Genomic DNA, 19718 nt, shown 5'->3' on the forward strand with positions numbered 1-19718 from the left:
TTCCCGAAGGACGACGCCCTGCCCTGCAACGCTTAAAGCGCCGCGGTGACGATGATCTCCACGAGAATTTCAGGGTCGTCGAACTGCACCTGGCAGGTCGCCCGTGCCGGGGTCTGGGTGGCATCGACCCAGGCGCTCCAGGTTTCATTCATGCCGGCGAAATCGGCGGTCATGTCTTTCATCCAGATCTGCACGCTGAGCAGGCGGCTCTTGTCGCTGCCAGAGGCCGCCAGCAGCTCGTCGACACGGGACAGCACCTGACGGGTCTGGCCACGGATGTCCTGGGTGCAATCGGCGGCGACGATGCCGGCCAGGTAAGCCACGCCGTTGTGCACCACGCTGCGGCTCAGGCGTGGGTTGCTTTCGATGCGTTGAATCGGGGTGCTCATGACGGAATCCTTTTCAAGGGTGAAAAAACAGACAGATCGAACTCACGCTCGCCCGCCATCTGGCCCAGGGTGATGGGTTTCAGAGGGGGACGAATGCGGTAGTAACCCACTTGGCCGGCAGCGACCTTGCGGTGCTCGGCGATGATCTCGGTGACGCTCAGCCCGCACTGCCGGCCCTGGCAAGGGCCCATGCCGCAGCGGCCGAAGGCCTTGGTCTGATTGGGGCCCAGGCAGCCGAGGTCGACATAGCTGCGAATCGCGCCAGCGCTGACTTCTTCGCAGCGACAGACGATGGTGTCGTCCTCGGGGATGCGGTTCGGCGATTGCGGGCGATACAGGGCATCGATCAACGGGCGCGCCGCGATTTGTCGGCGTAGCCGCCGCTGCCAGGGCTGGGCGAGTGAGGTCAGCTTCAGTTCATCGAGCCTGTGCAGGCGATGGGCGATGGCCAGCGCCGCCAGACGCCCCTGGCTCGCAGCCGCCTTCGCACCGCCAATCGCTGCGCCATCACCGGCAATGAAAATCCCGGAAACGCTGGTTTCGCCCCAGCTGTCACGGCGAGCGACCCAACACAGCTGCTGCTCGTCCCAGGCGTGTTCAGCGCGCAGGGACTGGCTGATCTGGGTATTGGGCACCACGCCCTGATGCAGCAGAATCAGCGAGGCCCAGACCTTGTGCGACTGCCCTTCGCTGTCGAAGCTCAGCGCCTCGGCGCGCCGTTCGCCCTCTATCCGCAAGTTGCGCGCAGCGCGATAATGCCGCACGCCCGCCCACTTGAGCCTGGCCAGCAACGAAACGCCTTTGAGCAGATCCGGCCAGCCGGCCAGTGCTGCGCGCAGTTGCCGGCCGTGCCTGAAGGCTTCGCGGCGGCCACTGGTGTCGACCAGGGCTTCGATGTGAATCCCGGCGCGCAAGTACTGCACCGCCAGCAAATACAGCAACGGCCCGCAGCCGGCCAGCACCACGGGCCCCTGGGGCACCATCGCCGCGCTTTTCAAGAGAATCTGCCCGGCGCCTGCGGTCATCACGCCAGGCAAGGTCCAGCCGGGGATGGGCATGGGCCGCTCCATGGCGCCGGTGGCGATCAGGATCTGGCGACCTTGCAGCACCCGGGCATTGCCATTGAGCAGCACATGCACCCGATGCTCGTCCGTCACCTGCCACACTGCGGCATTGGGCACGTAGCGCACCTCACTGGCGAGCAATGCCTGCACCAGTTGCTTGCCGGCCCTGTAGTCCGCGCCGAGTATCTTGCGGATGCGCTCGTCGGCCTGCCCGACATTGCGATAGATCTGCCCGCCGGGCTGGCGTTGCTCATCGAGCAATATCACCTTGAGCCCCTGGGCTGCGGCCTCGAGTGCCGCGCTTATGCCGGCAGGGCCTGCGCCGATGACGATAAGGTCCACCCGTGAATCACTCATCGACCACCTCCTGGTCCGGCTGCGGATCGATCATCAGATCCCGCGCCCCACGCTGGCGACGGACCGACATGCCGTCCGCCACTTCAATCAGACAGGCCTGTGCGTTGGCCTGACCGTCGACCTCCATCAGGCATTCGAAACACACGCCCATCATGCAATAGGGCGCGCCGGGCCTGCCGTTGACCGCGCTTTCGCGGGTGTGGCCGATGTCATGGAGCAACAGCGCAGCGGCCAGCGAGATATCCGCCGGGACGTTCAACGACCGGCCTTCGAATTCGATGCGCACCTGCCGTCCGCTCTGCTGCATACGGCGAAACAAGGCGTCAGTGGGCATAGCGCACCTCGCGTAAATCCTTGAAACGGGCCAGGTTGAAGGGTGCGATGGCCGGCTCGTCAAGCTCGCCTGCGATCCACGGCGCCAGCCGCAAGGCGTGAGCGGCGGCCAGGGTCACGCCGCTATGGCAGGTCACGACGAACGCGCCGGGGCTGTCATGGGCCGCTTCGTAGATCGGGTAGCCATCGGCGCTGAGCACGCGCAACGCGCCCCAGGCCCGGACCATCCTGACGTTCTCAAGGCGCGGGAAGCATTTGACGGCGCGGGCCGCGATCTCGGCCATTACCGGGCTGCTGGTGCGGTCATCGAAGCCGGTGGCCTCCAGCGAGTCGCCCAGTTGCACCGTGCCCTCGTCAGTCTGGCGTACGTATGTGGTGGGGTAATGCAGGAACGGCTGCAAGCGTTCGGTAACCAGGATCTGCCCGCGATTGGGCCGCACCGGCACCTCCATGCCGAGCATCGCGCCCAGCTGACGGTTGCCCAGCCCTGCCGCGAGCACCAGGTATTCGGCATTGAAGCGATGTTCGGCGGTGCGCACTTCAAACCCGTTAACGCACTGGTCGATGGCGTTCACGCTCTGGCCATTGACGATGACCACGCCACGGGCGCGGCACGCTACATATAATGCGCGCAGCAGTTTGAGCGGGTTGACGTGGCCATCCATGGGCGAATAGCAGGCGCCCACGACACCCGGTCCGACACCGGGCAGGCGCTTCTTCAACTGTGCGGGGTCCAGCAATTCGAAGGGATAGGCGCCGCCAAAGGCATCGCGCAACCAGTTCAGGCGCCGGGTTTCTTCGGCAAGCTCGGCATCGTCCATGCACAACTGAAAGCCGCCAGGCTGACGCAGGTGCAGGTCGATGCCGGTGTCAGCGTGGAGCAGTTCATTCAGACGCGGCCAAAGTGCCACGGATTGACGGGTCCAACTGGCATACGGGCTGTTGCGATAGCCCTTGCCCTGAACCCAGAGCAGGCCAAAGTTGCCACGGGCGGCGCGCAATGCGTCATCACCTTCGTCAAGCACGGTGACGCGGCGTCCGGCCAGGGCCAGTCCATACGCAATGGACATACCCACCAAACCGCCACCGACGACAATTACATCTGTCTTGTCCATGTACAACTACCCGGCCTGCCTGGCTGTGAATTCCGACACCACCGATCCTAGTGGCCAGACAATGGCGTGAAAAATGCTTTATTGTCTGCCGGTCATGTTCTTTTGTTATGGAATTCAGGATGAATCTACGACAGCTGGAAGCTTTTCGTGCAGTGATTCTCGGTCAGACCGTCACCCGTGCAGCCGAGATGCTGCACATCTCGCAACCCGCCGCGACACGACTGATCGCAAGCCTTGAAGCGGACATCGGCTTCGAGCTGTTCGACCGGGTCAAGGGCCGGCTGCAGCCCACACCGGAAGCCTTGACGCTGTACCAGGAAGTGCAGCGCTCACTGATCGGCGTGGAACGCATCGCCCGCACTGCCCAGGACATTCGCAGCCTCAAGCGCGGCTCGTTGCACATTGCCTGCGCCCCGGCCATGGGCCTGATCTTCATGCCCCGCGTCATTGCCTCGTTCATGGCCGAACACGAGGGGGTGCACGTTTCCCTGGTCGTCCACTCCTCGGCGCAGGTGATCGAGCTGATGGTCGGCCAGCGCTGCGACCTGGGCATCATCGTGCTGCCCAACACCTACCCCAACCCGCGCTCGGAACAGTTGATCGCCACCCGCATGCTGTGCGCCCTGCCTGCTTCCCACTCGCTGTGCGAGAAGCCGGTGATCGTGCCCGAAGACCTGCGCGGCGAGGCGTTCATCTCCTATCCCCACTCCATCGGCTCGCGCCAGCAGATCGACACGATCTTCGCCGCCCATGGCGTCGAGCGCGAACTGCGTCTGGAAACCCAGTTGTCGCAGCCGATGTGCGAATTCGTCGAGCATGGGCTCGGGGTTGCCCTGGTCGATGCCCTGAGCGCCGTGAATTATCGTGGCAGCGGTATCGTGTTCAAGCCGTTCGAGCCTGCCATCGAGATGGATTTCGCGATGCTGCTGCCGGTTCACGGTCCGGTGTCCAAGCTGCATACGGCGTTTCTGGAGCACACCCAGGCGTTCATCGAGCGTCATGTGCCCAAGGCGTACCGCTTCACGGCGTGAGCTGACCGTCTGTCGGTATGACTGCACGTCTGGGCGGGAACGTTAGACCAATGTGTATCCATGACCAAAAAGGGATTCACATCATGATCACCAAAAAACTGACTGCCTTGACCCTTGCCGGCCTGCTGAGTGTTGCGGCGGGTTCTGCATTCGCAGGCTCAACCGGCCCTACTGATCCGGTGGACAACAACAGTCCGCGTACCGGGAGTTCGAGCATGGGGCAGAACACTGACGGCTCGACGACTTCACCGAAGACTTCCACGCCTGGGACCAAGGGCATGGGCGGGAATAACGGCACTAATGGCAGCACCAGCCAGGGTGGCGGGATGAGTAATGGCAACGGGATGGGTGGTAGTGGCGGTGGTGCAGGTGGTAGCTCGGGTTCGGGTGGTGGGAGTGGTGCCAAGTAAGGAACTGTAGCTGCAGGTCCGGTGCTGGTTCCCACGCTCCGCGTGGGAACATTGCTCTAGACGCTCCGCGTTGTTGGGTGACGCTGCTGTCGGGTGTATATCCGGTAGTGTCTGAGGTGCGAAGGGTGGCTTCCGCCCTTACGGCGGGTCACTTTTTCCAAGAGCTGAAAAAGTAACCAAAAAAGCCCTGCGACAGGCTGGGGTCCTTCGGACTTCCCTCGACTCCGGCGCCGTTCCGGGGGCACGCCATCCCGTCCATCTGAGCGCCGTCCATGGCCAGCACGGCTAGCGGCATCCCTGCCGCTCATCCCCCTGCACGACACCTGCGCTCGGCCTGGCGCCTTAACGTCGCGTCCTGTGTCGACTGGACCATCGCGCACGAAGATCAAAATCAAAAGCCGTGGTTGTACACCGTCCCGTAGCAGCACGGCTTGCCGGCGGGAGCGATCTCAAAGGCGTCATCGCGAGCAAGCTCACTCCTACAGGGGTGAGGTCAGGCACATCCGTAGCAGTCCGGCTTGCCGGCGTCGGCGATCTTGTGGACGCTATCGCGGGCAAGCGCGCTCCTACAAGACCAGTACAAGTCATCCGTAGCAGTCCGGCTTGCCGGCGCCGGTGATCTTGTGGACGCTATCGCGGCAAGCGCGCTACTACAGGGTTGAGGTGACTACATCCGTACCAGTCCTGGGCATGGATGGCCCATCATGGCATGCCCCCGAGTGGCGCCGGAGTGGAGGCGTGAAAACAAAAAACCGCCCCTGAGGGCGGTTTTTCTGTTTAGGCATCAAACCTTGCGAATCAACGCTCCAGCAGGATACGCAGCATGCGGCGCAGCGGTTCGGCCGCGCCCCACAGCAGCTGGTCACCCACGGTGAACGCGCCCAGGTACTGCGAACCCATGTTCAGCTTGCGCAGACGACCCACCGGAATATTCAGCGTGCCGGTCACCGAGGTCGGGCTCAGTTCCTGGATGCTGGCTTCACGGGTGTTCGGCACCAGCTTGACCCACGGGTTGTGCTGGCTGATCAGCCCTTCGATGTCAGTGATCGGCACGTCTTTGTTCAGCTTGATGGTCAGCGCCTGGCTGTGGCAACGCATGGCGCCGATGCGCACGCAGATGCCGTCCACCGGGATCGGGCTCTTGAAGCGGCCCAGGATCTTGTTGGTTTCCGCCTGGCCTTTCCACTCTTCGCGGCTCTGGCCGTTCGGCAGTTCCTTGTCGATCCACGGGATCAGGCTGCCGGCCAGCGGCACGCCGAAGTTTTCGGTCGGGAAGCTGTCGCCGCGCATGGCTTCGGCCACCTTGCGGTCGATGTCCAGGATGGCGCTGGCCGGGTTGGCCAGATCGTCGGCCACCGACGCATTGATCGCGCCCATCTGCTTGATCAGTTCACGCATGTTCTGCGCACCGGCACCGGATGCCGCCTGGTAGGTCATGACGTTCATCCACTCGACCAGACCGGCTTCGAACAGGCCGCCCAGGCCCATCAGCATCAGGCTGACGGTGCAGTTACCGCCGATGAAGTTCCGGGTACCGGTGTCCAGTTGCTGGTCGATGACCTTGCGGTTGACCGGATCGAGGATGATGACCGCGTCGTCCTGCATGCGCAGGGAAGAAGCCGCGTCGATCCAGTAACCCTGCCAGCCCGCTTCACGCAGCTTGGGGAACACCTCATTGGTGTAGTCGCCGCCCTGGCAGGTCAGTACCACGTCAAGGGTCTTGAGCTCATCGATGCTGTAGGCATCCTTGAGCGGCGCAATGTCCTTGCCCACCGACGGGCCTTGGCCGCCGACGTTGGAGGTGGTGAAAAAAACCGGCTCAATGAGATCGAAATCCTGCTCTTCCAGCATGCGCTGCATGAGCACGGAACCAACCATACCGCGCCAACCGACCAGACCTACACGTTTCATCGCAACTACACCTTAGTTAAAAGTGGGGCCCCTTCTTGCACGGAGCCGAAGCTCGACATTGCAGCAGTGGGCCCGAGATATTACAGATTGCGCAGCGCGGCGACTACGGCGTCACCCATTTCCTGCGTACCGACTTTGGCATTGCCTTCGGACCAGATGTCACCGGTGCGCAGGCCCTGGTCAAGAACCAGGCTGACGGCCTTCTCGATGGCGTCTGCGGCGCTGTGCTGATTGAAGCTGTAACGCAGCATCATCGATACCGAGAGGATGGTCGCCAGCGGGTTGGCGATGCCCTTGCCCGCGATGTCCGGCGCCGAACCGTGGCAAGGCTCGTACATGCCCTTGTTGTTCGAATCCAGCGAGGCCGATGGCAGCATACCGATGGAACCGGTCAGCATCGAAGCTTCGTCCGACAGGATGTCGCCGAACATGTTGTCGGTGACCATCACGTCGAATTGCTTCGGCGCGCGGACCAGCTGCATGGCGGCGTTGTCGACGTACATGTGGCTCAGTTCGACGTCCGGGTAGTCCTTGGCGACCTGCTCGACCACTTCACGCCACAGCTGGCTGGAAGCCAGGACGTTGGCCTTGTCCACCGAGCACAGCTTCTTGCCACGCACGCGGGCCATGTCGAAACCGACACGGGCGATGCGGCGGATTTCGCTTTCGCTGTACGGCAGGGTGTCGAAAGCCTGGCGCTCGCCGTTTTCCAGCTCGCGGGTGCCACGTGGCGCGCCGAAGTAGATACCGCCGGTCAGCTCACGGACGATGAGAATGTCCAGGCCCGAAACGATTTCCGGCTTCAGGCTCGACGCCTCGGCCAGTTGCGGGTACAGGATGGCCGGACGCAGGTTGGCGAACAGGCCCAGTTGCGAACGAATCTTCAGCAGGCCGCGCTCTGGGCGGATGTCACGCTCGATGGTGTCCCATTTCGGGCCGCCCACCGCGCCCAGCAGCACGGCGTCGGCAGCGCGGGCACGCTCCAGGGTCTCGTCGGCCAGCGGCACGCCATGCTTGTCGATGGCAGCGCCGCCGATAACGTCGTGGCTCAATTCGAAACCCAACTGGTACTTGTCATTGGCCAGTTCCAGCACCTTGACCGCCTCAGCCATGATTTCCGGACCAATGCCGTCACCAGGGAGAATCAGAATCTGCTTGCTCATAAAACCCTCGTTTCAAAATTGCTGTCGGCCCCATATACGGAGCCGACTCGGGAGCGGCAAGCTTCGAGCTGCAAGCTGCAAGAAAAAGCAGCCGCGCCACGGACAACTTGCCGCTTGTAGCTTAAAGCTTGAAGCTGCTCGTCAGCGGAAGAGCCAGGGTTGTGCTGCGCGGTGCTTGCCCTCGAACTCTGCAATCGCGTCGCCGTCCACCAGGGTCAGGCCGATGTCGTCCAGGCCGTTGAGCAGGCAGTGCTTGCGGAACGCGTCGACTTCGAAGCTGTACACCTTGCCATCTTCGCCGGTGACTGTCTGCGCCTGCAGGTCGATCTTCAGCTGGTAGCCTTCCTTCGCCTCGACCGCCTTGAACAGCTCGTCAACCTCGCTTTCGCTCAGAATGATCGGCAACAGGCCGTTCTTGAAGCTGTTGTTGAAGAAGATGTCGGCGTAGCTCGGCGCGATGATGCTGCGGAAACCGTACTCTTCCAGCGCCCACGGCGCGTGCTCGCGGCTCGAACCGCAGCCGAAGTTCTCACGGGCCAGCAGCACACTGGCGCCCTGATAGCGCTCGTGGTTGAGCACGAACTCCTTGTTCAGCGGACGCTTGGAGTTGTCCTGATACGGCTGGCCCACGTCCAGGTAACGCCACTCGTCGAACAGGTTCGGACCGAAACCGGTGCGCTTGATCGACTTCAGAAACTGCTTGGGAATGATCTGGTCGGTGTCGACGTTGGCACGATCCAGCGGAGCGACCAGGCCGGTGTGTTGGGTAAATGGCTTCATGCTGGGCTCCTTAGTGCTGGCTCATGGTGCGAACATCGACGAAACGACCGTTGATCGCTGCCGCCGCAGCCATCGCCGGGCTCACCAGGTGGGTACGACCACCGGCGCCCTGACGGCCTTCGAAGTTGCGGTTGGAGGTGGATGCGCAATGCTCGCCACTCTCCAGGCGGTCCGGGTTCATCGCCAGGCACATCGAGCAGCCTGGCTCACGCCATTCGAAACCGGCTTCGATGAAGATCTTGTCCAGGCCTTCCTTCTCGGCCTGTTCCTTGACCAGGCCCGAGCCCGGCACCACGATCGCCTGCTTGATGGTCGAAGCCACCTTGCGGCCCTTGGCGATATCTGCGGCGGCGCGCAAGTCTTCGATCCGCGAGTTGGTGCAGGAACCGATGAATACGCGATCGAGCTGGATGTCGGTGATCGCCTGATTGGCGCTCAGCCCCATGTACTTCAGGGCGCGCTCTATGGAGCCACGCTTGACCAGGTCGGTTTCCTTCGCAGGATCCGGCACGTTCTGATCCACAGCCAGAACCATTTCAGGCGACGTGCCCCAGCTCACTTGCGGCTTGATCTGCGCAGCGTCGAGCTCGACCACGGTGTCGAACACCGCGTCGTCGTCGGACACCAGGTCTTTCCAGGCTTCGACCGCTGCATCCCACTGCTCGGCAGTCGGTGCGAACGGGCGGCCCTTGACGTAGGCAATGGTCTTTTCATCGGTGGCCACCAGGCCGACGCGGGCGCCTGCCTCGATGGACATATTGCAGATGGTCATGCGGCCTTCGACGGACAAGTCGCGGATCGCACTGCCGGCGAATTCGATGGCGTGGCCGTTGCCGCCGGCGGTGCCGATCTTGCCGATGATGGCCAGGACGATGTCCTTGGCGGTCACGCCGAACGGCAGTTTGCCTTCGACCTTCACCTGCATGTTTTTCATTTTCTTGGCGACCAGGCACTGGGTGGCGAGCACGTGCTCGACCTCGGAGGTGCCGATACCGTGAGCCAGAGCGCCGAATGCGCCGTGGGTCGAGGTGTGGGAGTCACCGCAGACCACGGTCATGCCCGGCAAGGTGGCGCCCTGCTCCGGGCCGATCACGTGAACGATGCCCTGACGGGTGTCGTTCATCTTGAATTCGGTGATGCCGTACTCGTCGCAGTTGTCGTCCAGGGTCTGGACCTGCAGGCGCGACACCTGGTCGGCAATGGCTTCGATGCCGCCCTTGCGCTCAGGGGTGGTCGGTACGTTGTGGTCCGGGGTCGCGATGTTGGCGTCGATGCGCCAAGGTTTGCGACCGGCCAGACGCAGGCCTTCAAACGCTTGCGGCGAAGTCACTTCATGGATGATATGACGGTCGATGTAGATCAGCGCCGAGCCATCGTCGCGCTGTTTGACCAAATGCGAATCCCAGAGCTTGTCGTAGAGCGTTTTGCCAGCCATCAGACGGTTTCCTCATCAGCGTGTTTCTGTGCCTTGGGTCGGACATCTCGATGACATCTCTTAAAAACCCCTTGGCTTGTGAGGGAGATGCTATGGAATATGCTTAAATAACTCAAATTCATAATTTTCATGCTTTGGATAACCAACAGGAATTCGAGATGGACCTGGCCAACCTCAACGCCTTTATTGCCATCGCTGAGACCGGCAGCTTCTCTGCAGCGGGCGAGCGCCTGCACCTGACCCAACCGGCCATCAGCAAGCGTATCGCAGGGCTTGAGCAACAATTGAATGTGCGCCTGTTCGACCGGCTGGGCCGCGAGATCAACCTGACCGAGGCCGGCCGGGCGCTGCTGCCCAGGGCCTACCAGATTCTGAACGTGCTGGACGACACCCGCCGGGCGCTGACCAACCTCACCGGCGAGGTCACCGGGCGCCTGAGCCTGGCCACCAGCCATCACATCGGCCTGCACCGCCTGCCCCCACTATTGAGGACATTCACCCGCACCTACCCCAATGTCGCGCTGGATATCGAGTTTCTCGATTCGGAAGTCGCCTACGACGAGATCCTCCACGGCCGCGCCGAGCTTGCGGTCATCACCCTCGCACCCCAGCCCCACTCATCGGTCAAGGCGGTGGCGGTCTGGGACGACCTGCTCGAATTCGTGGCCGCCCCCGAGCACCCGCTAGCCAACATCGAAAACGTCAGCCTGGCCGATGTCGCGGGCTATCCGGCGGTGTTTCCCGGCGGCAACACCTTCACCCATCACATCGTCAGTGGCCTGTGCGAAGCCCAGGGGATCAAGCCCAATATCGCAATGAGCACCAACTACATGGAAACCATCAAGATGATGGTATCCATCGGCCTGGCATGGAGTGTGCTGCCCAGAACCATGCTGGACGAACAAGTTGCACGTATTCCGTTGCCGGGCATACAGCTGCGCCGCGAGCTAGGCTACATTGTCCACACGGAACGCACGCTGTCGAACGCGGCAAAGGCGTTCATGGCGCTGCTGGATGCCCAGGCGAATGTCCTGAGCGGTGAAGCTCACTGATCGACTTACCGGCTTTATGCCTTCAAGGCTCGTGATCACATGCCCACAACCGCAGACAACTCGATGTTTCAATTGACCGGCCTGGCCCTGACCGCAAAAGAGTCGGAGAAACACTTCGCCACTCTTTTCAACCTCAGCCCCAACGTCGTGTTACTGACCCGCTTCGAAGACGGGCTGATCTGCAATGCGAACAGGCATTTCGAAACGACCTTTGGCTGGCCGCTCAAGGACTGCGTGGGCCGCACCACCCTCGACATCGGCCTGTGGCTGGAACCTGCACAACGCCAGCTGGCGCTGGACAAGACCTTTGCCTCGCCGCTGCCGGCCAATCTGGAAACCCAGTGGCAGGGGCGCCAGGGCAGCGCCCATGACTGCACCCTGTATACCCAGAAGATCGAGCTGAGCGACGGCCTGTACCTGCTCAGCACTTTCATCGACACCACCGAACACAAGCGTGCGCAGCAGGCCCTGAAGGCCAGCGAGGAGAAATTCGCCCGGGCCTTTCACTCAAGCCCGGACGCCATCATCATCACCGAGAAAGCCACGGGGCGTTACATCGAGGTCAACGACGGCTTCTCCCGGCTGTCGGGCTACAGCGCCAGCGACGTGATCGGCCACACGGTGTTCGAATTCGTCATCATGGCCGACATCACCCAGCGCGAACGGTTGATTCAGGAAGTCCAGGACTATGGCCGGGTGCGCAACCGCGAGCTGTTGGGGCGCAACAAGAATGGCGAGCTCATCACCGTTGACGTGTCCATCGACCCGCTGGAGCTCAACGACACCGCCTGCCTGCTGATTACCGCGCGGGACATCAGTCAGTTGAAGAACGCCCAGGCGCAGATCCAGCACCTGGCCTACCACGACCCCCTGACCAACCTGCCCAACCGCGCCCTGCTGATGGACCGCCTGAGCCAGCAGATCGCCCTGCTCAAGCGCCACGACTTGCGCGGCGCCCTGCTGTTTCTGGATCTGGATCACTTCAAGCACATCAACGACTCCCTCGGCCATCCGGTGGGCGACAGCGTGCTGAAAATCATCACCGCGCGCCTGGAGGCCAGCGTGCGCATGGAAGACACCGTCGCGCGGCTGGGCGGCGATGAGTTCGTGGTGCTCATCAGCGGCCTGGAAGGCACCCGCGACGAGGTGATCGATCAGGTGGCGCGTCTGGCCGACACCTTACGCGAGCTGCTCGCCGAACCCATGTTTCTCGATGGGCACCGGTTGCAGGTCACGCCCAGTATTGGCGTGGCGCTGATTCCCGATCATGGCTCGACCCCGGCCGACCTGCTCAAGCGCGCCGACATCGCGCTGTACCGCGCCAAGGATGCCGGGCGCAACGCCACGCAGATGTTCCACGACACCATGCAAAAGGCCGCCAGCGACCGGCTGCGCCTGGAAAACGAACTGCGTCAGGCCCAGGCCCGGGGCGAATTCAGCCTCAGTTACCAGCCCCAGGTGGACACCCGCGGCAACCGCATTGTCGGCGCCGAAGCCCTGCTGCGCTGGCAGCATCCGGTGCTGGGCAACCTGCCGCCGAACCAGTTCATCAAGGTCATGGAAGAAAGCGGCATGATCCTCGAGGTCGGCAACTGGATTCTGGAAGAGGCCTGCAAGACCGGCGGCGAACTGATCCGCAAGGGGCTGATCGACGGCCATGACTTCAACCTGTGCGTGAACATCAGCCCCAGGCAGTTTCGTCAGATCGACTTCGTCGAGCGCGTCGAGAACTGCCTGCGCACCTGCGAACTGCCCCGCGACATGCTAAAGCTGGAGATCACCGAAGGCATCGTCATCCAGAATCTGGACGACACCATCGCCAAGATGCTGCAGCTCAAGGAACTGGGGGTCAGTTTCGCCATGGACGACTTCGGCACCGGCTACTCGTCGCTGACCTACCTCAAGCGGCTACCGGTGGATGCGCTGAAAATCGACCAGTCCTTCGTGCGCGACGCCACCACCGACCCCAACGACGCCGAGATCGTGCGCGCCATCGTCGCCATGGCCGCCAGCCTGAACCTGTCCATCATCGCCGAAGGAGTGGAGCAACAGGAGCAACTGGATTTCCTGACCCAGCTTGATTGCCATCTGTATCAGGGGTTTCTGTTCAGCGAACCCCTGAGCGTGACGGGGTTTGAAGGGTTGTTGTTGTCGCGTGGAAAACACCCCCTGTAGGAGCGCGCTTGCCCGCGGCCGCGGTGTGTCTGTGACGCATCTGTCGTCTGACACACCGCGGTCGCGGGCAAGCGCGCTCCTACAGTCGGTAGTGGGCAGGCACAAAAAAGGCACCCCGCAGGGTGCCTTTTTTCGTATCAACCTGAAATCAATGCGCCAGGGTTTTCTGGCCGTTGATCTGGATGCGCTTTGGCTTGGCCTCTTCAGGCACCAGGCGCAGCAGGTCGATGTTCAGCAGGCCGTTGGCCAGCGCTGCGTTTTGCACTTCGATGTGGTCGGCCAGGCGGAACGACAGCTTGAACGCGCGCTGGGCGATGCCCTGGTGCAGGAAGGTAACGCCTTCGGCGGCCTTGTCACGCTTGCTGCCGGTGACGGTCAGCACGCCCTTCTCGACCTGCAACTCGAGGTCTTCTTCCTGGAAACCCGCAGCCGCGATGACGATGCGGTATTGGTCATCTGCGTGTTTCTCGACGTTGTAGGGAGGGTAGCTGCTGGCCGACTCGTTACGGGCGGCCGATTCGAACAGGTCGTTGAAACGGTCGAAGCCCACGGAAGAGCGGAACAGTGGAGCCAGGGAAAATGCGGTAGTCATGTGAATCTCCTGAATAATCAGCAAGTGTTTGTATCCGCGACCCGACTTCGGCATCGCGTAATCCCTAGATAAGGACGGTCACTTCTGTTTCAAGAGTCGCTATGAAAAATTTTCTCAGGCCGCCTCAGGCTGCGTAACGCCGAGCATCTGGCTGATGCGCTCGCAATCGGTCTCCCGGCGCAGCGAATCGAACAGCACCGTGGCTTCGGGGTAACTCTTGGTCAGCAACACCACCCACTGCTTGAGCCGGCCCGGCGCCTGGACGCGGGTCATCTTGGCCATGGCCTGCAGCCAGAAATGCCGCAGCAGCGGTTGCAGCTCCTGCCAGGTCATCTCGACGACTTCACGCCCCGCCTCGGCCGCCGCGATCTGCCGGCCCAGATCAGGGCGCGCCACCAGTCCGCGACCGATCATGATGTCCCGCGCACCGCAGATCTCGCGGCAGCGGCGCCAGTCGTCCACGGTCCAGATCTCGCCATTGGCGATGATCGGGATCTTTACCACGTCCTGGATCTTGCCGATCCATTCCCAATGCGCCGGCGGCTTGTAGCCATCGACCTTGGTGCGGGCGTGCACCACGATGTGCTCGGCGCCGCCGGCTTCCAGGGCACGGGCGCAGTCCAGGGCAGGTTCGGTACTGTCGTAGCCCAGGCGCATCTTCGCGGTGACCGGAATGTGCGCAGGCACGGCGCGGCGCACATGGCTGAGGATCGAGTGCAGCAGCTCCGGCTCTTTGAGCAGAACCGCGCCACCCCGGGACTTGTTCACCGTCTTGGCCGGGCAGCCGAAGTTCAAGTCGATGACCGGCGCCCCCAGCTCGGCGGCAAGGGCCGCGTTCTCCGCCAGGCACACAGGATCAGAACCCAGCAACTGAACGCGCAGCGGCACGCCGGCGCGGGTTTTCGCGCCGGTGAGCAATTCGGAGGCGAACTTGTGGAAGTAGTGCTCAGGCAACAGCCGCTCGGTGACGCGGATGAATTCCGTCACGCACCAGTCGATGCCGCCTACTTGAGTCAGCACATCGCGCAGAATGTCGTCGACCAGGCCTTCCATCGGCGCCAGGGCAATTTGCATGGGTCACACTCGAAAAAAGTCCGGCAGTTTACGCAGTGGCGCGTCGATTGGAAACGATCTCGACGCGCCGGGCGTCAGGAAACGGCCATCTGCAGCGCAGGGGCATAGCCCTCGATGAACTCGGTCGGCATGCGCTTGGGCTTGCCGGTGGACAGTTCGATGCAGACAAAGGTGGTTTGCGCGCGCAGCAGCGTCACGCCGTCGCTTGGCCGCCGGAGCTGGAAACGACGGGTCATCTTGAGCTTCTGGTCCCAATCGACGATCCAGGTGGCCAGTTGCAGCTCATCTTCCAGATAGGCGCTGGCCAGGTAGTCGATTTCATGGCGTACCACGGCCATGGCGCGGTCCAGGCGTCGATATTCGGTCAGGTCCAGGCCCAGCTGCTGCGAGTGGCGCCAGGCGCAGCGCTCAAGCCAGGTCACGTACACCGCATTGTTGGCGTGCCCCAATCCGTCGATGTCGTCGTCGCTCACTTGCAGATCGATGACGAATGGCGTTGCCAGATCCCAGACCATGCTCGCTCCTGTCCTCAAGAATTGATTCGGCGGACAGTGTAACGAAAAGCGCTGGTGGATGGCCCGGATCTGTCGCTAACGCCTTACTGCACGGCCGACTTGGCCGCTCGCAGCACCCGGTCGGACATTTCGCACGGCCCCAGCGCACGGGCCAGCGCCAGGCCGCCCAGCATCAGGGCGATATCGGCCAGGGTCTTGTCGGTTTCTTCGGGGCTTGCGGCCAGTTGCGCGACCATCAGTTCAATGTGCTCGGCCAAGGCGTCGCGAAAATCATCCGACAGCCGCGCCATCTCCCCTATCGCCGTCGGCAGCGGGCAGGCGTGGTCTTCGGCGTCGCGGTGTTTGCGCGAGAGGTAGAAGGCAGCGAGCAAGGCCCGGCGTTCATCGCCCGGAAGCTGGTCGTCGATGGTGGCGACCATCTGGCGCCGCTCGCTGAGCAATTGATTGAAAGCCTCAAGCATCAAGGCTTCTTTGCTGTCGAAATGGGCATAGAAGCCACCGACCGTGAGCCCTGCCGCGCCCATGATTTCGTTGACGCTGGGCTCGACCGGACCGCGAGCGATCAGCGCCGCACTGGCAGCACCGAGGATACGTTCGCGGGTTTGTGCTTTTTTGTCGTTCATGTCCGCCTCCCGGATGATGGCAGTAATATTATCTGCATCATGGGGGAAGGCAAGAGGGAGGTGCACCACGACCCGGGATCGGGGGAGACAGGGAAATTAAAACCCCAGAAAAACAAAAGGGCCATTCAATAATCGAATGACCCTTGGTCTCGCAGAGCGAGTAATCGTGGCGTCCCCTAGGGGACTCGAACCCCTGTTACCGCCGTGAAAGGGCGGTGTCCTAGGCCACTAGACGAAGGGGACGCAAAACCTTCTGTCAGGTTCGTTCAAACAACACAACGAACCCTGGCGAAATTGGTGGAGCTAAGCGGGATCGAACCGCTGACCTCCTGCATGCCATGCAGGCGCTCTCCCAGCTGAGCTATAGCCCCAGATTTAGCGCCTCGCGGCGGAGATCAACCTTGCGGCATCACTCGGTGAAACGTGGCGTCCCCTAGGGGACTCGAACCCCTGTTACCGCCGTGAAAGGGCGGTGTCCTAGGCCACTAGACGAAGGGGACGTAACCCTTGTGTACCCTATCGGCGCTGGTTCCGATTCGCGGTACAAACTTCAAGGCAGTGTAGCCAACCTTGAAGCTTCTAATTTGGTGGAGCTAAGCGGGATCGAACCGCTGACCTCCTGCATGCCATGCAGGCGCTCTCCCAGCTGAGCTATAGCCCCACATTACACTCTCGGATCACGCTGCGTTGCCGCTGTGTTTTCCGTGTTGCCGTGTGGACGGGGCGCATATTAAGTGCGACCCGGGTACCTGTCAAACTTTTTTTAAACAAATTTCAAAAAAAATTTCCGGGATAACAATCACTTACCGCCCTCCCCCGGCTTTCCCCAAGAAAAGCAGGGGGTTGCCGCCCCTGTCGCAGCGCACGGCTGCGAGGCAACAGGGGCGCTCACCACTCAGGCAATGGCGCCGAGCAGCTTTTCCCATTCCTTGTTTTCTTTCTTGGACACGCCGCCCAGCAGGTCCAGGGCCTGGCGCAGACGGTAGCGCGTCAGGTCCGGGCCGAGGATTTCCATCGCGTCGGTGACCGACACGGAGTTGGCTTGCCCTGTAATCGCGGCGAACATCAGCGGCATGGCGTCGCGGAGTTTCAGCTCCAGGTGATCGACCACCGCCTGGATGCAGCCCATGATGCGGTCCTTCTCCCACTGACGCAGGGATTCGAGCTTCCACAGGATCAACTGCATCACCTGACGCACCTGCTCGGGCGACAGCTTCTTGTGCTCGAACAGCTTCACGTCCGGCGTCACGCCACCGGCAAAGAAGAAGCCGCCCAGCGGCGCTACCTGGCTGAAGGTTTCGACACGGCCCTGCACGTGGGGCGCGATCTTCATCATGTAGTCGCTGTTGAACGCCCACTTCTGCACGCGCGCGGCAAACTCCTGAACCGGCAGCTCGCGCAGCCACTGGCCGTTGAGCCAGGACAGTTTCTCGATGTCGAAGATCGGGCCGCCCAGGGAGACGCGGTTCAGGTCGAAGTTGTCGACCATTTCCTGCAGCGAGAACTTCTCGCGCTCGTCCGGCATCGACCAGCCCATGCGGCCCAGGTAGTTGAGCATCGCCTCGGGCATGAAGCCCATGCGCTCGTAGAAGGTCACCGAGGTCGGGTTCTTGCGCTTGGACAGTTTGCTCTTGTCCGGGTTACGCAGCAGCGGCATGTAGCACAGTGCCGGCTTTTCCCAGCCGAAGTATTCGTAGAGCAGGATCAGCTTGGGCGCCGACGGCAGCCATTCCTCGCCGCGCAGCACGTGGGTGATGCCCATCAGGTGGTCATCGACGACGTTGGCCAGGAAGTAGGTCGGCAGGCCGTCGGTCTTCATCAGGACCTGCATGTCCATGCGGTCCCAGGGGATTTCGACTTCGCCACGCAGGATGTCCGGCACCACGCACACGCCTTCGCTCGGCACCTTCATGCGGATCACATGGGGCTCGCCAGCGGACAGGCGGCGCTCGACTTCTTCCTTGGACAGCAGCAGCGCGCGGCCGTCGTAGCGTGGGGTTTCGCCACGGGCCATCTGTTCGGCGCGCATCTGGTCCAGTTCTTCGGCGGTGCAGAAGCACGGGAAGGCGTGACCGGCATCGACCAGTTGCTGGGTGTATTTCTTGTAGATGTCGCCGCGTTCGCTCTGACGGTACGGACCGTGGGGGCCGCCTACGTCCGGGCCTTCGCTCCACTCGATACCGAGCCAGCGCAGGGCGTCGAAAATCTGTTGTTCGGACTCGCGGGTCGAGCGCAGCTGGTCGGTGTCTTCAATGCGCAGGATGAATTCGCCGCCGTGCTGCTTGGCGAAGCAATAGTTGAAGAGCGCGATGTAAGCCGTGCCAACGTGGGGGTCGCCGGTAGGCGATGGCGCGATGCGGGTACGAACGGTGGTCATGAAAAATCTCGAGCAGAATGGATCAAGGGGCGGATGGTAGCAGGCCACCCCTTGGCACTCTAGCCGGTTCGCGTGGTTTTACCTGCACGGTGCTGTCGATTGATCGGCCTGGTTGTACTCAAAAAGGAAATCCTCACTGGGCGTGCGCGGCGGCAGCACTTTGATCAGAGGAAGCAGTACGCCCCCTCCCGTCGCGGAACACAGAAAGTCGTGCTGAATACGTTGGCCGTCCGCCAGTCCATTGGTCAGACCGTTGGTGCGATACCAGAAGGCCTTGATCGGAAGCGAGTGGCCAAGGCCTGCCCCCCATACTCTGAGCATCATCTCGTTCCAGGTGTTGAATGACTGATTCTGGTGTTGGCTGTTCAATAGCGCCATTGACGCCAATGCCGTGTTGAAGGTGGGTCCGGCATGCTGATTGGCGCTGTCGGGCACACTGAACGCACACTGGTGACGGTACCTGTCAGTGACGCCGCCTTTTAAGTAATGAGCGACCCATTGAGGCGCAGTGCTCACCGCAGGTTGCAATCTGTGGCAGCGGTCACTGTCTGCATAGTTCGGAGACCGCCCACAACCATGATCTTTTCTGACATCGGTTGCTCCGTCCATGGGGAACAGACATTCAATCATCAAGGGCATCTTATTGGTAGGCCGTTCAAACTCCGGGTATATCATGTAGCCTTTGGTGAAGCCGGGATACATCAGAAACTTCGAGTCTTTTCGGATATAGATAAATGACACGCCGCCTTTTGAAATTTGCGTGGGGCTGGGATCCCAGGCGTGAAAGCTGGTTGAATAATCCGCATCCCGCATGATGATGCCGCTGCACAGAAAGCCGGGCCGTGTGTCTGATCCGCAATTGACCGGGGCGCTTGCGTACAGGCGGCGTAAATCGGCAAGCACTTGTGGCCCATTGTTTACTTCGGGCGCCTGATTCAATGACGGCTCAGGTGAAGTTGCGCATCCTGCCAATAACAACAACAAGAACACAATATGATATCTGGTCATTTGATCGCTCCGGAAAATTCCATTTAACCCAACCAGACACTACACCCACTTAGTTCAGCACCACAACTGTCAGAAATGACAGTCAGCCCATGTTTTCAACACGCAAACGATGAGTTTCATCACCCTCTAGCAATTAGAAATCTTTTTTAATCGCGAAATACTCTAACAACATTGAACCGCGCTACAGCGATCAAAAGTTCAATAAGCGGCTGGGTGACACGGATGTTTAACTTATCGCTGACTGTGCATCGGTCAGTGGCCACTACTAGGGCAGAGAGAAGCGGATTACCAGCCATTAACGGCGTGAATGCCGC

Annotated in this window: 17 protein-coding genes, 4 tRNA genes and 1 pseudogene; 4 read left to right on the forward strand and 18 right to left on the reverse strand. The window is 61.6% G+C overall.

Annotated elements, in window-relative coordinates; genetic code table 11:
- Window positions 1-32 precede the first annotated feature (32 nt).
- Genes ACIPO9_RS00100 through ACIPO9_RS00115 form a run of 4 tightly spaced genes read right to left on the reverse strand, consistent with a single transcriptional unit; the run spans window position 33 to window position 3258 of the window.
- Window positions 33-389, reverse strand: a complete 357-nt coding sequence (locus tag ACIPO9_RS00100) for a RidA family protein (RefSeq protein WP_400778030.1) — start codon at window positions 387-389, stop codon at window positions 33-35.
- Window positions 386-1810 (reverse strand): FAD-dependent oxidoreductase, encoded by a 1425-nt coding sequence (locus ACIPO9_RS00105; protein WP_400778033.1) that lies wholly within the window; start codon window positions 1808-1810, stop codon window positions 386-388. The genes ACIPO9_RS00100 and ACIPO9_RS00105 overlap by 4 nt, the downstream gene beginning before the upstream one ends.
- Entirely contained in the window at window positions 1803-2144 is a 342-nt protein-coding gene (locus tag ACIPO9_RS00110) for a (2Fe-2S)-binding protein (protein ID WP_400778035.1), read from the reverse strand. Before ACIPO9_RS00110 ends, ACIPO9_RS00105 begins: the two co-directional genes overlap by 8 nt.
- Entirely contained in the window at window positions 2134-3258 is a 1125-nt protein-coding gene (locus ACIPO9_RS00115; RefSeq protein WP_400778038.1) for an NAD(P)/FAD-dependent oxidoreductase, read from the reverse strand. Before ACIPO9_RS00115 ends, ACIPO9_RS00110 begins: the two co-directional genes overlap by 11 nt.
- Before the next feature lie 119 nt (window positions 3259-3377).
- Between ACIPO9_RS00115 and ACIPO9_RS00120 the strand changes: the two genes are divergently transcribed.
- Window positions 3378-4289 (forward strand): LysR substrate-binding domain-containing protein, encoded by a 912-nt coding sequence (locus ACIPO9_RS00120; RefSeq protein WP_400778040.1) that lies wholly within the window; start codon window positions 3378-3380, stop codon window positions 4287-4289.
- A gap of 83 nt (window positions 4290-4372) precedes the next feature.
- A complete protein-coding gene (locus ACIPO9_RS00125) occupies window positions 4373-4699 on the forward strand; it encodes a hypothetical protein (protein WP_274130188.1) in 327 nt (108 codons plus the stop codon).
- A gap of 798 nt (window positions 4700-5497) precedes the next feature.
- Here the strand turns inward: ACIPO9_RS00125 and asd are convergent.
- From asd to leuC, 4 genes are all read right to left on the reverse strand, one after another.
- Window positions 5498-6610 carry an aspartate-semialdehyde dehydrogenase gene (gene asd, locus ACIPO9_RS00130; RefSeq protein WP_274130189.1) on the reverse strand — a complete coding sequence of 371 codons (1113 nt, stop codon included), beginning with the start codon at window positions 6608-6610 and terminating at the stop codon, window positions 5498-5500.
- Window positions 6611-6690: 80 nt separating this feature from the next.
- Window positions 6691-7773, reverse strand: a complete 1083-nt coding sequence (gene leuB / locus ACIPO9_RS00135; protein ID WP_400609942.1) for a 3-isopropylmalate dehydrogenase — start codon at window positions 7771-7773, stop codon at window positions 6691-6693.
- A gap of 141 nt (window positions 7774-7914) precedes the next feature.
- Window positions 7915-8553 (reverse strand): 3-isopropylmalate dehydratase small subunit, encoded by a 639-nt coding sequence (leuD, locus tag ACIPO9_RS00140; RefSeq protein WP_400778042.1) that lies wholly within the window; start codon window positions 8551-8553, stop codon window positions 7915-7917.
- A gap of 10 nt (window positions 8554-8563) precedes the next feature.
- Window positions 8564-9988 (reverse strand): 3-isopropylmalate dehydratase large subunit, encoded by a 1425-nt coding sequence (gene leuC, locus ACIPO9_RS00145; protein ID WP_400778045.1) that lies wholly within the window; start codon window positions 9986-9988, stop codon window positions 8564-8566.
- A 158-nt stretch (window positions 9989-10146) separates the two neighbouring features.
- On the opposite strand from leuC, the gene ACIPO9_RS00150 reads away from it, so the two are divergent.
- Both ACIPO9_RS00150 and ACIPO9_RS00155 read left to right on the forward strand, forming a co-directional pair.
- Entirely contained in the window at window positions 10147-11040 is an 894-nt protein-coding gene (locus ACIPO9_RS00150; RefSeq protein ID WP_400609946.1) for a LysR family transcriptional regulator, read from the forward strand.
- Between the two features lie 87 nt (window positions 11041-11127).
- Window positions 11128-13215 (forward strand): annotated as a pseudogene (locus ACIPO9_RS00155) (putative bifunctional diguanylate cyclase/phosphodiesterase); the annotation flags it as partial.
- A 148-nt stretch (window positions 13216-13363) separates the two neighbouring features.
- On the opposite strand, the gene ACIPO9_RS00160 reads toward ACIPO9_RS00155, so the two are convergent.
- From ACIPO9_RS00160 to ACIPO9_RS00205, 10 genes are all read right to left on the reverse strand, one after another.
- On the reverse strand, window positions 13364-13807 hold the full coding sequence (locus ACIPO9_RS00160) for an Hsp20 family protein (protein WP_274130194.1): 444 nt from the start codon (window positions 13805-13807) through the stop codon (window positions 13364-13366).
- Window positions 13808-13921: 114 nt separating this feature from the next.
- Window positions 13922-14881, reverse strand: coding sequence for a tRNA-dihydrouridine synthase (locus tag ACIPO9_RS00165; RefSeq protein ID WP_274130195.1), 960 nt, complete (start codon window positions 14879-14881; stop codon window positions 13922-13924).
- Window positions 14882-14955: 74 nt separating this feature from the next.
- Window positions 14956-15396 carry a thioesterase family protein gene (locus tag ACIPO9_RS00170; RefSeq protein WP_274130196.1) on the reverse strand — a complete coding sequence of 147 codons (441 nt, stop codon included), beginning with the start codon at window positions 15394-15396 and terminating at the stop codon, window positions 14956-14958.
- Window positions 15397-15479: 83 nt separating this feature from the next.
- Window positions 15480-16019, reverse strand: coding sequence for a TetR/AcrR family transcriptional regulator (locus tag ACIPO9_RS00175; protein ID WP_274130197.1), 540 nt, complete (start codon window positions 16017-16019; stop codon window positions 15480-15482).
- A 167-nt stretch (window positions 16020-16186) separates the two neighbouring features.
- Window positions 16187-16262: transfer RNA gene (locus ACIPO9_RS00180), tRNA-Glu, on the reverse strand.
- 52 nt (window positions 16263-16314) lie between these two features.
- A tRNA-Ala gene (locus ACIPO9_RS00185) sits at window positions 16315-16390 on the reverse strand.
- Window positions 16391-16443: 53 nt separating this feature from the next.
- Window positions 16444-16519, reverse strand: a tRNA-Glu gene (locus ACIPO9_RS00190).
- A gap of 85 nt (window positions 16520-16604) precedes the next feature.
- A tRNA-Ala gene (locus tag ACIPO9_RS00195) sits at window positions 16605-16680 on the reverse strand.
- Between the two features lie 234 nt (window positions 16681-16914).
- Window positions 16915-18396, reverse strand: coding sequence for a glutamate--tRNA ligase (gene gltX / locus ACIPO9_RS00200; RefSeq protein ID WP_400778047.1), 1482 nt, complete (start codon window positions 18394-18396; stop codon window positions 16915-16917).
- A 78-nt stretch (window positions 18397-18474) separates the two neighbouring features.
- Window positions 18475-19404, reverse strand: coding sequence for a hypothetical protein (locus ACIPO9_RS00205; protein ID WP_400778050.1), 930 nt, complete (start codon window positions 19402-19404; stop codon window positions 18475-18477).
- Window positions 19405-19718: the final 314 nt, after the last annotated feature.

This window comes from Pseudomonas sp. NPDC090203 (assembly GCF_044746765.1).
GTDB lineage: Bacteria > Pseudomonadota > Gammaproteobacteria > Pseudomonadales > Pseudomonadaceae > Aquipseudomonas > Aquipseudomonas putida_AD.

Excerpts from the sequence above, each read along its gene's own strand:
- ACIPO9_RS00100 (WP_400778030.1), bottom strand. The coding sequence starts at position 389 with ATGAGCACCCCGATTCAACGCATCGAAAGCAACCCACGCCTGAGCCGC.
- ACIPO9_RS00105 (WP_400778033.1), bottom strand. The coding sequence starts at position 1,810 with ATGAGTGATTCACGGGTGGACCTTATCGTCATCGGCGCAGGCCCTGCC.
- ACIPO9_RS00110 (WP_400778035.1), bottom strand. The coding sequence starts at position 2,144 with ATGCCCACTGACGCCTTGTTTCGCCGTATGCAGCAGAGCGGACGGCAG.
- ACIPO9_RS00115 (WP_400778038.1), bottom strand. The coding sequence starts at position 3,258 with ATGGACAAGACAGATGTAATTGTCGTCGGTGGCGGTTTGGTGGGTATG.
- ACIPO9_RS00120 (WP_400778040.1), top strand. The coding sequence starts at position 3,378 with ATGAATCTACGACAGCTGGAAGCTTTTCGTGCAGTGATTCTCGGTCAG.
- ACIPO9_RS00125 (WP_274130188.1), top strand. The coding sequence starts at position 4,373 with ATGATCACCAAAAAACTGACTGCCTTGACCCTTGCCGGCCTGCTGAGT.
- asd (WP_274130189.1), bottom strand. The coding sequence starts at position 6,610 with ATGAAACGTGTAGGTCTGGTCGGTTGGCGCGGTATGGTTGGTTCCGTG.
- leuB (WP_400609942.1), bottom strand. The coding sequence starts at position 7,773 with ATGAGCAAGCAGATTCTGATTCTCCCTGGTGACGGCATTGGTCCGGAA.
- leuD (WP_400778042.1), bottom strand. The coding sequence starts at position 8,553 with ATGAAGCCATTTACCCAACACACCGGCCTGGTCGCTCCGCTGGATCGT.
- leuC (WP_400778045.1), bottom strand. The coding sequence starts at position 9,988 with ATGGCTGGCAAAACGCTCTACGACAAGCTCTGGGATTCGCATTTGGTC.
- ACIPO9_RS00150 (WP_400609946.1), top strand. The coding sequence starts at position 10,147 with ATGGACCTGGCCAACCTCAACGCCTTTATTGCCATCGCTGAGACCGGC.
- ACIPO9_RS00160 (WP_274130194.1), bottom strand. The coding sequence starts at position 13,807 with ATGACTACCGCATTTTCCCTGGCTCCACTGTTCCGCTCTTCCGTGGGC.
- ACIPO9_RS00165 (WP_274130195.1), bottom strand. The coding sequence starts at position 14,881 with ATGCAAATTGCCCTGGCGCCGATGGAAGGCCTGGTCGACGACATTCTG.
- ACIPO9_RS00170 (WP_274130196.1), bottom strand. The coding sequence starts at position 15,396 with ATGGTCTGGGATCTGGCAACGCCATTCGTCATCGATCTGCAAGTGAGC.
- ACIPO9_RS00175 (WP_274130197.1), bottom strand. The coding sequence starts at position 16,019 with ATGAACGACAAAAAAGCACAAACCCGCGAACGTATCCTCGGTGCTGCC.
- gltX (WP_400778047.1), bottom strand. The coding sequence starts at position 18,396 with ATGACCACCGTTCGTACCCGCATCGCGCCATCGCCTACCGGCGACCCC.
- ACIPO9_RS00205 (WP_400778050.1), bottom strand. The coding sequence starts at position 19,404 with ATGACCAGATATCATATTGTGTTCTTGTTGTTGTTATTGGCAGGATGC.